This window comes from Stenotrophomonas rhizophila (genome assembly GCF_003751305.1).
Lineage (GTDB): Bacteria > Pseudomonadota > Gammaproteobacteria > Xanthomonadales > Xanthomonadaceae > Stenotrophomonas > Stenotrophomonas rhizophila_B.
Map to the genome: position 1 here is coordinate 132869 of NZ_RJKV01000002.1, position 15473 is coordinate 148341.

A 15473-nucleotide genomic window follows, 5' to 3' on the forward strand; every position below is an offset into this window, starting at 1 on the left:
CCATTACCTTGCAGAGCCACGCAGGAAAAAGCGGTAGGCCCGCGGCGCGCTCAGTCGTCAGACAAGCGCGCTTAACTATCTCCGTCCCTGTTATTAACTACCTCCGTCCCCGTTAAAGAAAAGGCCCGGATCGCCCCGGGCCTTTCGTCATCCAACGTGACGCCGCGATCAGCCGCCTTCCGGCGCGAAGGCAAGCGTACGGCGCGTGGTGACCGGTGCACCGACCGGCTCGAACTTCCAGCGTTTGACGGCATTGAGTGCTTCGCGATCGAACACGCGGGCCGGGGTGGCGCGCAGCACGCGGGCGGCGGTTACCGAACCGTCGGTGCCGACGGTGAGCTCGACCAGCACTTCGCCGGCGGTGCCCGAACGCAGGGCGTCGGCGGGGTAGCGCGGGGCCGGGGTACTGACCGGGCGCAGGCTCGATGCCGGCGCGGCGGCAGCCGGGGCCTGACGGGCGGCAGCGGCCTGGGCGGCGGCGGCCTGCTGCTGCCGCTGTTCGGCCTCGCGGCGGGCAGCGGCCTGGCGCTCAGTGTCTTGGTTGTCAGTGCGGGCGGCGGCTTCCTGCTGGGCGGCGATTTTCTTCGCTGCTTCGGCTTCCGTGGCCTGCTGCTGGGCCAGCTTCTGCTGTTCAACCAGCTGCTTGGCGCGGCTCTCGGCGTCCTTCTTGACCTTGTCGGTCTCTTCCTGGGTTCGCTTGAGCGCGGTCTGCATGCTGCCGCTGATGCCCTGCTTCAGGCGCGGCAACGCCGGGGCGGTCGGGTCGACTTTCTCGATCAGCGCGACCAGGCGCTGGGTTTCGGCGAAGTCCTCGCGGCCCAGGTTCTGCTCGGCGGCGATCAGGGTGTAGGGCAGCAGATCGGTCAGTGCGCTCTTGACCGAGGCGTCATCCGGCGTCTTGTCGCGGAGCGCCAGGTAATACTCGATGGCATTGTCGCCGGCCGGGGCGTACATGCGGTTCTCGCGCAGCGCCTTGCTGGCCAGCTCGCGCAGTTCCTCGGTGCCCATCGACTGGACCTTGGCCGACACCGCTGGTGCGGCCGGGGCAGCAGTGGGGGCCACAGGGGCCGCCGGCGTCGCCGGTGCGGTCTCGTCCTTGCCCGAGCAGGCGGACAGGGCCACCAGCAGGATCATCGGCGCGAACAGCCGCGCCGGGCCATGAGTCTTGACGTGCGACATCCAACTCCCCTTTGAAGACGACGATACGTAGGGCCTGATGCGGTCAGGCCGACCGAAGGCCGTGGACGTTTCCCGACGTCCACGGCGGACCCGCAGGTGTGCAATCTAGCATCACCCGCCCGGCCCGGGGGCCAGGCGGTCAGGGCAGGGGGCATCCTCACCGATGCCGCCGCTGCCGGGCAAGCCTCAGTGCGACAGTGTCTTGCTGGGCGTGCCGTTCATCAGCTTGTCGGTGTAGGCGATGCCGATCGCCGACAGGATGAAGGCGGCATGGATGATGGTCTGCCACATCACGCCGGTGGAGGTGAGGGGCGCGCACTTGAAGGCGGCCGCAGCGCTCGGACCGACCGTGCTGATGGCGGTCTGCACCGCCAGGATGTAGTCGGGGCTGTTGCACGACGGCAGGCCGTCCAGGGTGCCGGCCGCGATGAAGGTCTTGAGCAGGTGGATCGAGGAGATGCCGATGATCGACAGCGCCAGCTTCACCTTCAGCACGCTGGCGTTGACGTGGCTCAGCCACTCCGGCTGGTCGGGGTGGTTCTCCAGGCGCAGGCGCGATACGAAGGTCTCGTAGCCGCCCACGATCACCATCACCAGCAGGTTGGAGATCATCACCACGTCGATCAGGCCCAGCACCAGCAGCATGATCTCCTGCTCGCCCATGCTGTTGGCCTTGTGCAGCAGGTGCCAGAGTTCCTTGCCGAACAGGAACACGTAGACGCATTGCGCCAGGATCAGGCCCAGGTACAGCGGCAGCTGCAGCCAGCGCGAGGCGAAGATCAGGGAGGACAGGGGACTGATGGGGGTCTGGGTCGAGCTCATGCTGGAATGCTGCGTTGCGGGGACGGCGCAGCGTAACGGTCCGGCTTGACCCTGCCAAGCCGAGTGACGGACTAGACTCGGGATTCCCTCTTCGCGAGCGCCGTCGCCATGATCGATCTGTACTACTGGCCTACCCCCAATGGCCACAAAGTCACGCTGATGCTGGAGGAAACCGGGCTGCCGTACCGGATCCAGCCGGTGAACATCGGCGCTGGGGATCAGTTCACGCCCGCCTTCCTGGCGATCTCACCCAACAACAAGATGCCGGCGCTGGTCGACCACCAGCCCACCGACGGCGGCGCCCCGCAAAGCGTGTTCGAGTCCGGCGCGATCCTGCTGTACCTGGCCGAGAAGACCGGTCGCTTCCTGCCGGCCGACAGCCGCGGCCGGGTGGCCGTTCTGGAATGGCTGTTCTGGCAGATGGCCGGGCTCGGCCCGATGAGTGGCCAGATGGGCCATTTCAACGTCTACGCGCCCGAAAAGATTCCCTATGCGATCGAGCGCTACAACAACGAAGTGCGCCGCCTGCACGGGGTGATGGACAAGCGCCTGGCCCAGACCGCCTATCTCGGCGGTGAGGCGTACAGCATCGCCGACATGGCCAGCTACCCGTGGATCGGGGCCTACGACAAGCTCCCGGTGGACGTTGACGCCTTCCCGAACCTCAAGCGCTGGCATGACGCGATCGCCGCCCGTCCGGCCACCCAGCGCGCGTATGCCCTGCGCGAGAAGGTGAATCCGCAGGCCGGCAAGCCGCTCAGCGAGGAAGAGCGCAAGCACCTGTTCGGCCAGCGCTGACGCGGTGGTCGCTTGCCCGGTCGTGCCGGCCGCTGACCGGCTCCCCGGCGCGGTCGGCGCGGCCTGGAACCGGCCAGCTCCCGGCACGACCGGAACGGTTTTGGTTAGGATGAAGCGTTCCCCGTGCCGTTTTCCTGGCCGGGGACTGCCCAGACGCTGCCGGAACCCTCCATGCGCCACCTGTTTGCTTCGCTCGCCCTGATGCTCGCCTCGACCTCGCTCGCCCACGCTGAAAAACTGACCCTGGATGCCATCACCGGCCCGCTGCCGTTGTCCGGCCCGACCCTGATGAAACCCAAGGTGGCCCCGGACGGCTCGCAGGTCAGCTTCCTGCGCGGCAAGGATGCGGACCGCAATCAGCTGGACCTGTGGGCGTACGACATCGCCAGCGGCCAGACCCATCTGCTGGTGGATTCCAAGGTGGTGCTGCCCGGCACGGAAACCCTGAGCGACGCCGAAAAGGCCCGCCGCGAGCGCCAGCGCATCGCCGCGATGACCGGCATCGTCGATTACCAGTGGTCGCCGGATGCGCGCACCCTGCTGTTCCCGCTCGGCGGCGAGCTGTACCTGTACGACCTGAGCAAACAGGGCAAGGCCGCGGTGCGCCAGCTCACCCACGGTGAAGGCTTCGCCACGGATGCCAAGCTCTCGCCCAAGGGCGGCTTCGTCAGCTTCGTGCGCGCCCGCAACCTGTGGGTGATCGACCTGGCCAGCGGCCAGCAGATCCAGCTGACCGGCGATGGCAGCGACACCATCGGCAACGGCGTGGCCGAGTTCGTCGCCGATGAGGAAATGGACCGCCACACCGGCTACTGGTGGGCGCCGGATGACTCGGCGATCGCCTTCGCCCGCATCGACGAATCGCCGGTGCCGGTACAGAAGCGCTACGAGATGTATGCCGACCGCACCGAGATGATCGAGCAGCGCTACCCGGCCGCCGGCGACCACAACGTCACCGTCAAACTGGCGGTGATCGCGCCGCGCCGGAACGCCACGCCGCGCTGGATCGACCTGGGCCGCAACCCCGATATCTATCTGGCCCGCGTCGATTGGCGCGACCCGAAGTATTTGACGTTCCAGCGCCAGTCGCGCGACCAGAAGACGCTCGAACTGATCCAGACCGAGCTGGCCAGCGGCCAGCAGCGCACGCTGGTGACCGAAACCTCGCCGACCTGGGTGCCACTGCACAACAGCCTGCGCTTCCTTAAGCAGGGTGGTTTTGTGTGGTCGTCCGAGCGCAGTGGTTTCGAGCACCTGTACCGTATCTCCGATGACGGCAAGACCGTCACCGCACTGACCGCCGGCAACTGGCCGGTGGACGAACTGCTGGCCGTGGACGAAGACGCTGGCAAGGTCTACTTCCGCGCCGGCATGGACGGCCCGCGCGAAAGCCAGCTGTACGCCGTGTCGTTGCAGGGCGGTGCGCCGCAGCGCCTGTCGCAGACCCCGGGCATGCATACCGCCAGCTTCGCGCGCAACGCCAGCGTCTACGTGGACAGCTGGTCCAACACCACCACGCCGCCGCAGATCGCGCTGCACCGTGCCAACGGCGAGAAGATCGCGACCCTGGTCGAGAACAATCTTGAAGACCCGGCGCATCCGTACGCGCGCTATCTCGATGCGCAGCGCCCGGTCGAGTTCGGCACCCTGACCGCCGCCGACGGCAAGACCGAGCTGCATTACAGCCTGATCAAGCCGACCGGTTTCGATCCGGCCAAGCGCTACCCGGTGGCGGTGTACGTCTACGGCGGCCCGGCCTCGCAGACGGTCACCAACAGCTGGCCCGGCCGTGGCGATCACCTGTTCAACCAGTACCTGGCCCAGCAGGGCTACGTGGTGTTTTCGCTCGACAACCGCGGTACCCCACGCCGCGGCCGTGATTTCGGCGGTGCACTGTACGGCGTGCAGGGCACGGTGGAAGTGGCTGACCAGCTGCGCGGCGTGGCTTGGCTGAAGCAGCAGGCGTGGGTCGATCCGGCGCGCATCGGTGTGCAGGGCTGGTCCAACGGCGGCTACATGACCCTGATGCTGCTGGCCAAGGCCTCGGACAGCTATGCCTGTGGCGTGGCCGGTGCACCGGTGACCGATTGGGGCCTGTACGACACCCACTACACCGAGCGCTACATGAACCTGCCGGGCAACAACCCGAAGGGCTACGAGGAAGCGCGCGTGCTGGCGCATATCGACGGCCTGCGCTCGCGACTGCTGCTGATCCACGGCATGGCCGATGACAACGTGCTGTTCACCAACTCCACCGTGTTGATGAGTGCGTTGCAGAAGCGCGGCCAGCCGTTTGAACTGATGACCTATCCCGGTGCCAAGCACGGTCTGTCGGGCAGCAATGCGCTGCACCGCTACCGCCTGGCCGAGGATTTCCTGGGGCGCTGCCTGGCACCCTGATCCGCCGTTCCTGCCACCGGCCTGACAAGGAGTTTGCCGATGACATTGCCGCCTGCACTTCCCGGTACCACCGTGCGCACCGGTTGGTGGCGCCGCCACTGGCGCTGGGCCATGCCACTGGCAGTGGTGGTCGGCATTGCGGCGGCAGCGGGCGCGGTGTGGTTCGCGCTGTCGCAGTGGGCGTACTGGAGCAAATCCAGCACGCCCTACCAGGAGGCCATGCGCCGCGCACGTTGCAACATCGAACTGGTCGAGGCCCTCGGTGAGCCCCTGCGCGATGGTTACCTGCCCGCCGGCTCGATGCATTCCAACGGACAGAGCCAGTTCGTGATCGGGGTAACCGGCCCACAAGGGAAGGGCCGCCTGTTCCTCAATGCCAAGCGCAGTGGCGAGCACTGGGACTACCCGATGCTGTACGTGGTCACCGATGCCAACGAGGCCATCGATCTGACCGCGCTGGATGACGCCGAGGCCGCCGAGCGCTGCGCGCTGGCCGAGTGCCGGGCCAAGGGCGAGTGCCCACCGTCGCCCGCCTCGCTGGGCGTCTGAGCACGGCATGACCTCCGGCCGATTGCCGCGCCGGGCGTGAGTGCGTAGGGTCGCAGGCATCCTGCCCTGGAGTTCCTGCATGAAGCCGCTTGTCCTCGCCGTCGCGTTGGCCTTGTCCGTTCCCGCCGCACTGTCGGCCCCGCCGGCCCTGGCCGCCCCGGCTGCCGCCAAGCCCGCCGCCTCGCCGGCATGGGTCACCCGCAGCAACACGCTGGCGCAGATCCTGCTCGATGCGCAGGGCCCGTTCCAGCCGGAAGAGACCGGTTTCTTCGGCGTGCCGGGCTATGACGACAAGGTGGCCGACTTCGGCCCGGACAATGGCGCCCGCTACCGCGCGGCGATGGCCAAGGCGCGCAGTGAACTGCAGGCCAAGCTCGCCACTGAGCGTGATGCCAACGTCCGCCAGGACCTGGCGATCATGATCGCTGCCGCCGATCAGAACATCGAAGGCAGCGAACTCAACGAGAAGTACCTGCTGCCGTGGAGCGATACCCCGCAGACAGTGTTCAGCGGCCTCAACCTGCTGCTGTCCGATCAGGTGCCGGCCGAGCGCCGGGCCAAGGCGCTGGATCGCCTGAAGGCCTACGCCGGGCTTGCCCCGGGCACGCAGCCGGTGACCACCCTGTCGCGCCAGCGCTATGAAGAACGCTTGGGCGACAAGACCCTGCTGCAGCCGACGAAGATCGAAGTCGAGCAGTCGCTGGCCAATGTGGACACCTACATCACCGGCATCGAGCAGCTGTTCGGCAAATACAAGGTGGCCGGCGCCGAGCAGGCGCTGCAGGCCATTGCCAGCCAGCTGCGCGAGTACCGCGACTGGACCCGCCGTGAGGTGCTGCCCAAAGCCCGCACCGATGCGCGCCTGCCCGAGCCGCTGTATGCCTACCAGCTCAAGCGCGTGGGCATCGACATCGCCCCGGCGCTGTTGATGCAGCGGGCCCAGCTGGAATTCATGGAAACCCGCTCGGCGATGCGCCAGCTGGCGCCGCTGGTGGTGCAGGCCAAGGGCCTGAAGGTCACTGACAGCACCGCTCCGGTGGCCGTGGTGCGTGCGCTCAAGGGCGACAAGATCCCCGACGATCAGCTCGAGCACCACTACCGCGGCGTGATCGATGCGATCGACCCGATCATCCGCAAGGAAAAGATCGTCGATGTGCCGCAGCGCCCGATGCAGATGCGCCTGGGCTCGGCCGCCGAAAGCGCCGCCTCGCCGGCACCGCATTTCCTGCCGGCGCCGCTGGTCGGCAATACCGGGCAGCAGGGCACCTTCGTGTTGCCGCTGGGCAACCCGGCCGCCGGCGACAAGGCCGCGCAGTACGACGATTTCAACTTCGGCTCGGCCGCCTGGACGCTGAGCGCGCATGAAGGCCGCCCGGGCCACGAACTGCAGTTCACCGCGATGGTCGAGCGCGGCATCTCGCTGGCCCGCACGATGTTCGCCTTCAATTCGGTCAACGTGGAAGGCTGGGCGCTGTATGCCGAAGCGGAGATGGTGCCGTACGAGCCGCTGGACGGTCAGCTGATCGCGCTGCAGTTCCGCCTGCTGCGGGCCGCGCGCGCGATGCTGGACCCGATGCTCAACCTGGGTCAGATCGACCGGGCCAACGCCGAGCGCGTGCTGATCGATGAGGTCGGCCTGTCCAAGGCGATGGCCACGCAGGAGCTGGACCGCTACATGGTGCGCATGCCCGGCCAGGCCGGCAGCTACTTCTACGGCTACACCCGGATTCTTGAGCTGCGCATGCAGACCGAGCTGGCGCTGGGCGATCGCTTCGACCGGCTGGCGTTCAACAACTTCCTGCTCGACCAGGGCCTGCTGCCGCCGGACCAGCTGGCCAAGGCAGTCAACGACGTGTTCGTGCCGAAGTACAAAAGCGCGGCCAAGCGCTGACGCATTTGCGGTAGGCACCGACCGTTGGTCGGTGCGCTGTTCCAGCAGCCACGACCAATGGTCGTGGCCTACCGCGGTATCTGTTACCGCAGCGCTCGTTACCGCTGCGGCGTGATCGTCTGCGTCGGCAGGCGCGGCGCCGGCGGCGGATTCGGCACCCAGATCGCCACACCGGCCGCGCGCTTCTGCGTGGTCGGGATGCCGATGCCGACGCCACCGCCCACGTGCGAGCCGTAGCTGCCCGCGCCGACGGACATGCCCACCGGCGAGCCGCTGGAACCCACGCCCATCAGGATCACGCCGTTGGCACCAAGGGCGGCCGCTTCACGCTTGAGCCGCATGACGGCAGCATCGGTCTGGCCCTGTGTGCCGAAACCGACTGCACTGGCCGATTCGAGCTGGGCGATTTCCTGCGACCCCGCCGGCGGGGTGGAGTAGATCTGCACCGTGGCCGGATCGACCGGCGAACGCGCCTGGCCGAGCATGACCTTGGAGGTGCTGGCGCAGCCGGCGCTGAGCAGCGCCAGGCCCAGCAATGCAGCGCATCGGATGTTCATGGCGTTACCCCTGTGTGTGATGGCTGGGATGATCGGCGCTGGTGACTGAATCGGTCCCAACCCCTGCCAGCGCACCCTAGCACCGCCCCGGTGAGGCCCCCGCCAACGGCGTCTCGCTGCCGCTTGCGCCTGCGCCGGGAACCGCTATGGTGGGCCACGCATTCACCTCAAGGAGCCGGGCATGGGATTGATCAGTCTGTTGTGGGGCATCGTCGCGCTGCTCTGGATGATTGTGGCCCTGATCCCGCTGCTGGGCTGGGGCAACTGGTTCCTGATCCCGTTTGCCGCGGTGGGCGCGGTCATCGCGGCCATCGGCATCCTGTTCACCCACGCCAGCAAGCGCGGCCGGGCCTGGACCGGGCTGGTGCTCAACGGCATCGTGGTGGTGGTGGGTGTCGTCCGGCTCGGGCTGGGTGGCGGCATCATCTGAGCGGCCCGTGCGCGACCCGGGTGCGACCGACCGTCGCAGCTCACGGCCGCCCGGCATCATCGGCGTAGAATGACCGGCTGCCGTATCCGGCTCCGCCGGCGGTCCTCGCCCGTCCGGGCGCTCTCCCTGCACCGATGATCATTCGTCCTCGTCCCCACGGCTGGCAACTGCTCTACATCCTGCGCGGCTCCATCGTTCCGGCGGTGGCTCCGAAGGTCGTGGCGATCCTGCTGCTGTCGGTTGCGGTCGCGGCCCTGGCCGAGCTGTGGCACCCGCCGGGCATCGAGCGCGTGTCGGTGGCACCGTTCACGCTGCTGGGCCTGGTGCTGTCGATCTTCCTCAGCTTCCGCAACAACGCCTGCTTCGAGCGCTGGTGGGAAGGCCGAAAGCTGTGGGGCCAGCTGATCTATGAATCACGCAGCCTGGCACGCCTGTGTCAGGCGCTGTTGGTTGACGATCCCGCGCTGCGCGACCGCGTGTGCCGGCTGTGCATCGGCTTCGCGCATGCGCTGGCCGCCCGCCTGCGTGGCCGCGACATGATGCTGGCGGCACTGCCGTGGGTGCCGGAGGCCGACCGCGCGCGGTTCGGCCAGCGCCTCAATGCACCGGATCAACTGTTGGCGATGATCGCTGCCGATCTCGCCCAGGCGCTGCGCGCCGGTCAGCTTGATCCGTACCTGTACACCCAGTTCGAAACACGCCTGCATGCGCTGTCCAGCATCCAGGCCGGTTGCGAGCGCATCCTGACCACGCCGCTGCCGTTCGCCTACACGCTGCTGCTGCACCGCTGCGCATGGCTGTTCTGCGTGCTGCTGCCGTTCGGCCTGGCCAGCTCGCTGGGCTGGGCCACACCCGTGGTGTCGGCCGTGCTGGCCTATGCGTTCTTCGGCCTGGACCAGCTCGGTGAGGAGATGGAAGAGCCGTTCGGGCTGGAATCCAACGACCTGCCGCTGGATGCGATGGTGCGCACCGTCGAAATCGATCTGCTCGACAGCCTGGGCGTCCAGCCGCTGCCCGAGCCCCTGCAACCGCGGCAGTACCTGCTGCAGTAATGCCTGCACTCTTTCCTGCATTCCGTTCCGGAGTTCCTCATGGCACACCCCGACTATCGCCCCCGCCGCATGCGTCACGACGAGTTCTCGCGCCGTTTGATGCGCGAGAACACGCTGACCACCGACGACCTGATCTACCCGGTGTTCGTGCACGAGCTGGCGGGTCGCGCCCCGGTGGCCTCGATGCCGGGCGTGGAGCGGCTGTCCATCGACGAGCTGCTCAAGGTGGCCGAAGAAGCGTTGGAACTGGGCATCCCGGTGATCGACCTGTTCCCGGTGATCGATCCGGCCGGCAAGTCGCTCGATGCCGCCGCGGCGTGGGATGAGAACGGTCTGGCACAGCGCGCCATCCGCGCGGTGAAGTCGCGCTTCCCGGAGCTGGGCGTGATGACCGACGTCGCGCTGGATCCGTACACCACGCACGGCCAGGACGGCATCATCGATGACAAGGGATACGTGCTCAACGACATCACCGTGGAGGCACTGGTCAAGCAGTCGCTGTCGCACGCCGAAGCCGGCGTGGACATCATTTCGCCCTCGGACATGATGGATGGCCGCATCGGTGCGATCCGCCGTGCGCTGGATGCCGCCGGCCACGTCAACGTGCGGATCATGGCCTACTCGGCCAAGTACGCCTCGGCGTTCTACGGTCCGTTCCGCGACGCGGTCGGCAGCTCCACCGGCCTCGGCAAGGCGGACAAGAAGACCTACCAGATGGACCCGGCCAACGGCGACGAGGCCATGCGCGAGATCGCGCTGGATCTGGAAGAAGGCGCGGACATGGTGATGGTCAAGCCGGGCATGCCCTATCTGGACCTCGTACGCCGGGTGAAACAGCAGTTCGGCGTGCCGACCTTCGCGTATCAGGTCAGTGGCGAGTACGCGATGATGAAGGCGGCCTTCGCCAATGGCTGGCTGGACGAACGGGCCTGCGTGATGGAGTCGCTGATCGGCTTCAAGCGTGCCGGCGCCGATGGCGTGCTGACCTATTTCGCCCCGCAGGTGGCGCGTTGGCTGCGCGAACGCTGACAATACGCGCCCACCCCGATACAGGACGACGATGATGCAGACGATGGGATGGCTACAGTGGGTGACCTGGACGGCCGGCGTGCTCGCCTTCGCCGTGGTCATCGGGCTGGTGATCCGTGGCGTGCGCCGCGCTGCGCGGCAGGCGCCGGAGCAACCCTCCGCCGCCGCCCGCATCGCCCGTGAGGCGCAGCTGTCGCCCGCCTTGCAGGCGCAGCTGGCGGCATTGAACCAGCGCAAGGATCACGGCGAGATCAGCGAGGCGCACTACGAGCAGCTGCGCGCGGAGCTGCTGCAGGGCCATTGACGCTGGGCGGCGCCGCCTCCACGGGGAGAGCCACGCCACGCGTGGCTGCCTTGCGGCGACCGCAGCGTCAACCGCAGCCAGTACCCTGCGGCACCGACGGCTTCTTGATCCGGTACAGATCCAGCCCGCCGGCACGCGGTGCGCGTGCCATGCCAGCCAGGACCATCTCCGAAGGTTTTGACGCGTCCACCACCGGCGCGCCGGTCTGGCCGTCGGCGGTGTTGAACGACAGCGTCAGCGGCACCGCCGCCTGGCGGTGATCGCAGCTCGCCAGCAAGACCTGCGAATGTCCCTCGCTCGCGCGGGTGAAGGCCAGCGCGCCCGCATTGTCCAGCCACGCGGCCCCGAGTTCGTCGGCGGCAGTATTGAGCGGGGCCGGCAGGGCCTGCGCCGTCCCAAATCCCTCACCCTGCACGGGCGCCAGGTACAGATCGAAGCCGCCCTGGGTGGGCGTGCCATTGCGCGAGAACAGCAGCGTGCGTCCATCCGGGCGCAGCGCAGGTGCACGTTCGTCGGCGCGGGTGTTGAGCGCCGGCAGGGCCTGCACGGTCCCGAGGGTGCCATCGGTGGCCACCGGGGCACGGTACAGATCGAAGCCGCCCTGGCCGCCGCGGCGGTTGGAGGCGAAGTACAGCCATTGGCCATCGTGGCTGAAGTACGGGTCGCGCTCGTCGTTGGCGCTGTTGAGCGCGAGCGGGGCAGGGTCCTGCCAGCGCCCCTCGCGCAGCACCGCCTGCCACAGGTCCCAACCCCCGTGTCCGCCGGCGCGGTCGCTGGCCCACACGATGCGCTGGCCATCCGGCGCGATCGTGGCCTGGGCTTCGTTGGCCTTGGTCGAGACCACGCCCATGCCCTCGATGCCGAATTCGGAAAGCGCCATCGCGGCGGGTGTGCAGAGTAAACTGGCGCTCAGCGCGAGCAGAGACAATGGAATGCGCATCATCGCGTCCGTTGGGGTTTGCGTTCCATTCTAGGCCCGGAGCAGGAAACCCATGACCGACCGTTACGCCGTATTCGGCCAGCCCATCGCGCATTCGCAGTCGCCGCACATCCATGCCACGTTCGGCCGGCAGGAAGGCCTGGCGCTGGACTACCGCGCGATCGAGGCATCGCCGGGCGAGTTCCTGGCGGCCCTGGACGCCTTTGCCACCGAGGGTGGCGTGGGCGCCAACATCACCGCGCCGCACAAGGAAGCCGCCTTCGCGCTGTGCACCACGCTGACCTCGCGCGCGCGCCGCGCCGGTGCGGTCAACACGCTGCTGCGCAAGGGTGACCGCTGGCACGGCGATACCACCGATGGCATCGGCCTGGTCCGGGATCTCACCGACCGCCACGGCCTGGACCTGCGTGGCCGCCGCACCCTGTTGATCGGCGCGGGCGGCTCGGCCCGCAGCGTGGCCCCGGCCCTGCTGGATGCCGGCATCCTGGAGCTGGTGGTGGTCAACCGCACCCCCGAGCGCGCCGACGCGCTGATCGATGCAATGGGCGAGCCGGGCCGCGCCATCACCCGCTACTGGGAAGACATCCGCGAGCTGGGCGATTTCGAGCTGATCATCAACGCCACCTCGGCCGGCCGCGACCGCGCTGCGGAGTTCAAGCTGCCGTTGTCGCTGGTCAACAGCATGACCACCGCGGTCGATCTCAACTACGGCGAGGCCGCGATTGCCTTTACCGCGTGGGCGCGCTCGGCGGGGTGCCGCAACATCGTCGATGGCCTGGGCATGCTGGTCGAACAGGCCGCCGAGAGCTTCCTGCAGTGGCACGCGGTGCGCCCGCAGACCGATGCCGTCTACACCGAGCTGCGCACCCAGCTGGCCCCGCTGGCCGGCGAGGACTGAGCCGGTGGACATGGATCTGCTGATCTCGATGCTGACCATGGTGGGCGTGCGCCTGCCGGTGCTGATCGCGCTGGCGATCGCCGTGGTCTGGGTGGTGGATACCCCGCGCGGCGCGATCCGCAGCGTGGCCCTGGGTGCGCTCGGCGTGATGGCGCTGACCACCCTGGCCGGCCTGGTCCTGAACCTGGTGCCGATGTGGATGGTGCAGCAGGGCAACTACGAGAACCTGCAGCTGATGTCCAAGCTGCTCGGTGCCGGCCACTTCGCACTCAATCTGTTCGAGGCCCTCGCGCTGGTGCTGCTGGTCTGGGCGATGACCCGCGCGCTGCGCGGCCGCGCCGTTCCACCCGCTGCGCCGCTGCCGCCACGCTGAGCGGGTGCAGCCGCCTGTCGCGGCCCACAGTATTGGCGTGGGCCGCGTCACGGATATGAACCGGCGCGGAAAATGGCGCCGGTCACGGCCCCCGGGTCGTGAGAAAATGGGGGCCGTGATCCAGTCAGGCAGTCCCCCGGCGTGACCGAAAAAGTTGAAGCTCCCCGCGCCCTGAACGACGAGCTCAAGGCCGGCATCCGCGACGCCTACGCCAAGCTGCAGGCCAATACGCCCGGCTTCAGTACCCGGCGCTCGCAGAGCCAGATGATCGGTGTGGTGTCGCGTGCGCTGTCGCACAGCGGCGGCGTCGGCGTGGTCGAAGCGCCCACCGGCGTCGGCAAGTCGCTGGGCTACCTGACCGCCGGCGTGCCGATCGCGCTGGCGACCAAGAAGAAACTGGTGATCAGCACCGGCACCGTGGCGCTGCAGTCGCAGCTGGTCGAGCGCGACATCCCCAATTTCCTCAAGGCCACCGGCATCGAAGCCACCGTGGCGCTGGCCAAGGGCCGCACCCGCTACCTGTGCACCCGCAACGCGGCCGAGGCGCATGGCGATGGCGCGCAGGAAGGCATGTTCGACGACGAACAGCCGTTGTTCGACCGCCCGCTGGCGCCGATCGAGATGGACCTGGCGCAGTCGCTGAGCAAGGCCTTCCTGGAAGGCCGCTGGAACGGTGACCTGGACAACGCGCCGGAAACGATCAGCAATACCCTGCGCTCGCGCATCACCACGCCGGCCTCGGGCTGCGCGGGACGCAAGTGCGCCTACTCGGCGCAATGCGCGGTGCTGCGCTCGCGCAACACCGTGCGCGAGGCGCAGATCGTGGTGACCAATCACGCGCTGCTGTTGTCGGCGCTGTCGATCGGCGAGAGCGACAACGGCCAGCCGCTGATCGCGCCGCCCTCGGACATGCTGCTGGTGCTTGATGAAGGGCACCACATCGGCAACGTCGCCATCGACCAGGGCGCGGCCAGCCTCGCGCTGGACGAAATGGCCAAGCGCACCGGCCGCCTGCAGGTGCTGATCGCCGCGTCCTACCGCGCGGTGGACAAGGACAAGCTGGGCAACCTGCTACCCAATGAGGCCATCGAAGCCGCCGCCAAGGTCAGCAAGCAGCTCAAGGCCTTCCGCGATGTGATCGACCGCAGCTGGCGGCCGGACCCGGCCGCGCAGGAGCCGATGTGGCGCGCTCCGAATGGTCGCTTGCCGGACATCTGGATGCCGGATATCGAGGCCATCGCCGACGACACCCGCGCGCTGTTCAACTGGGCGCACGCCGCGCTGACGCAGGTGGCCAAGGGCAAGCCCGAGGATGCCGCGCGCGAGCGCCTGCAGCGCAACCTCGGCATGGCGCTGGAGATGATCGAGCAGCAGCACAATCTGTGGACCGGCTGGCGCCGCGAAGACAAGGAGGGCCAGCCGCCGACCGCGCGCTGGATCACCCTCTCGCGCGATGGCGACCTGGTCCTGCATGGCTCGCCGGTCTCGGCCGCGAACGTGCTGCGCAAGCTGCTCTGGGATGAAGTGGATTCGGTGGTGATGACCTCGGCCACGCTCACCGGCGGCGGGGACTTCCAGGCGCTGGCGATCGACAACGGCATTCCGGCCGAAGCCGAGATGGTCTCGCTGGCCTCGCCGTTCGATCTGCCCAACCAGGCCCAGCTGATCGTGCCGGCATTCCCGGTGACCCCGGATGACAAGGAAGGTCACCCCAGGGAAATCGCCAAGTACCTGGTCAAGGAGCTGGACTGGGGCAAGGGCAGCATCGTGCTGTTCACCTCGCGGTGGAAGATGGAAAAGGTGGCCGAGCTGATGCCGGCCGCGCAGCGCAAGCAGGTGCTGGTGCAGGGCGAGACCGCCAAGCAGAAGATGATCGACGAGCACCTGCGGCGCACCTCGGCCGGGGAGGGCTCGGTGCTGTTCGGGCTCAATTCCTTCGGCGAAGGCCTCGATCTGCCCGGCGAAGCCTGCACCACGGTAGTGATCACCCAGGTGCCGTTCGCGGTGCCGACCGATCCGCAGACCTCCACGCTGAGCGAGTGGTTCGAAAGCCGCGGCCTGAATGCCTTCAACCTGATCGCGATCCCGCATGCGCTGCGCACGCTGACCCAGTTCTCCGGCCGGTTGATCCGCACCTCCACCGATACCGGCCGCGTGATCATCCTCGATTCGCGGCTGCTGACCCGTCGCTACGGCAAGCGCATCATCGATTCACTGCCGCCGTTCAAGCGGGTAATCGGGTAGCGCCGAA

The 15473-nt window shown here is 68.0% G+C and carries 15 protein-coding genes; 11 read left to right on the plus strand and 4 right to left on the minus strand.

The genetic code is table 11. The features are described 5' to 3' along the window. Positions 1-168: 168 nt before the first annotated feature. Together EDF74_RS09210 and EDF74_RS09215 are read right to left on the minus strand one after the other, a co-directional pair. Complete coding sequence (locus EDF74_RS09210; protein ID WP_123729871.1) at positions 169-1179, minus strand: energy transducer TonB; 1011 nt, start codon at positions 1177-1179, stop codon at positions 169-171. Positions 1180-1365: 186 nt separating this feature from the next. After that, positions 1366-2001, minus strand: a complete 636-nt coding sequence (locus EDF74_RS09215) for a TIGR00645 family protein (RefSeq protein ID WP_123729872.1) — start codon at positions 1999-2001, stop codon at positions 1366-1368. A 108-nt stretch (positions 2002-2109) separates the two neighbouring features. Here EDF74_RS09215 and EDF74_RS09220 point away from each other — a divergent pair, with 108 nt between their 5' ends. The 4 genes from EDF74_RS09220 (at position 2110) to EDF74_RS09235 (ending at position 7639) form a co-directional block, all read left to right on the plus strand. After that, the gene (locus EDF74_RS09220; RefSeq protein WP_123729873.1) at positions 2110-2799 is read left to right on the plus strand and encodes a glutathione S-transferase N-terminal domain-containing protein; all 690 of its coding nucleotides are present in this window, start codon (positions 2110-2112) and stop codon (positions 2797-2799) included. A 171-nt stretch (positions 2800-2970) separates the two neighbouring features. After that, positions 2971-5199, plus strand: a complete 2229-nt coding sequence (locus EDF74_RS09225; protein ID WP_123729874.1) for a S9 family peptidase — start codon at positions 2971-2973, stop codon at positions 5197-5199. Between the two features lie 39 nt (positions 5200-5238). Further along, positions 5239-5748: a cytochrome c oxidase assembly factor Coa1 family protein gene (locus tag EDF74_RS09230; protein ID WP_123729875.1), complete on the plus strand. Its 510-nt coding sequence runs from the start codon at positions 5239-5241 to the stop codon at positions 5746-5748. A gap of 79 nt (positions 5749-5827) precedes the next feature. Beyond that, entirely contained in the window at positions 5828-7639 is a 1812-nt protein-coding gene (locus EDF74_RS09235) for a DUF885 domain-containing protein (RefSeq protein ID WP_123729876.1), read from the plus strand. Positions 7640-7737: 98 nt separating this feature from the next. Here the strand turns inward: EDF74_RS09235 and EDF74_RS09240 are convergent, their stop codons facing one another. Further along, positions 7738-8196, minus strand: coding sequence for a hypothetical protein (locus tag EDF74_RS09240; RefSeq protein WP_123729877.1), 459 nt, complete (start codon positions 8194-8196; stop codon positions 7738-7740). Between the two features lie 181 nt (positions 8197-8377). Between EDF74_RS09240 and EDF74_RS09245 the strand changes: the two genes are divergently transcribed. The 4 genes from EDF74_RS09245 (at position 8378) to EDF74_RS09260 (ending at position 11011) form a co-directional block, all read left to right on the plus strand. Beyond that, positions 8378-8626, plus strand: a complete 249-nt coding sequence (locus EDF74_RS09245; RefSeq protein WP_123729878.1) for a hypothetical protein — start codon at positions 8378-8380, stop codon at positions 8624-8626. A gap of 134 nt (positions 8627-8760) precedes the next feature. After that, positions 8761-9678: a bestrophin family protein gene (locus tag EDF74_RS09250; protein WP_123729879.1), complete on the plus strand. Its 918-nt coding sequence runs from the start codon at positions 8761-8763 to the stop codon at positions 9676-9678. A gap of 39 nt (positions 9679-9717) precedes the next feature. Next, positions 9718-10707 (plus strand): porphobilinogen synthase, encoded by a 990-nt coding sequence (gene hemB, locus EDF74_RS09255; protein ID WP_123729880.1) that lies wholly within the window; start codon positions 9718-9720, stop codon positions 10705-10707. A gap of 34 nt (positions 10708-10741) precedes the next feature. Further along, a complete protein-coding gene (locus tag EDF74_RS09260; RefSeq protein ID WP_260232237.1) occupies positions 10742-11011 on the plus strand; it encodes an SHOCT domain-containing protein in 270 nt (89 codons plus the stop codon). 67 nt (positions 11012-11078) lie between these two features. On the opposite strand, the gene EDF74_RS09265 is transcribed toward EDF74_RS09260, so the two are convergent. Further along, entirely contained in the window at positions 11079-11951 is an 873-nt protein-coding gene (locus EDF74_RS09265) for a TolB family protein (protein ID WP_123730830.1), read from the minus strand. Positions 11952-12003: 52 nt separating this feature from the next. On the opposite strand from EDF74_RS09265, the gene aroE reads away from it, so the two are divergent. The 3 genes from aroE (at position 12004) to dinG (ending at position 15466) form a co-directional block, all read left to right on the plus strand. Then, complete coding sequence (gene aroE / locus EDF74_RS09270; protein ID WP_123729882.1) at positions 12004-12849, plus strand: shikimate dehydrogenase; 846 nt, start codon at positions 12004-12006, stop codon at positions 12847-12849. Between the two features lie 10 nt (positions 12850-12859). Further along, entirely contained in the window at positions 12860-13222 is a 363-nt protein-coding gene (locus tag EDF74_RS09275) for a hypothetical protein (protein ID WP_123729883.1), read from the plus strand. Positions 13223-13363: 141 nt separating this feature from the next. Continuing rightward, positions 13364-15466, plus strand: a complete 2103-nt coding sequence (dinG, locus tag EDF74_RS09280; protein ID WP_123729884.1) for an ATP-dependent DNA helicase DinG — start codon at positions 13364-13366, stop codon at positions 15464-15466. Positions 15467-15473 lie beyond the last annotated feature (7 nt).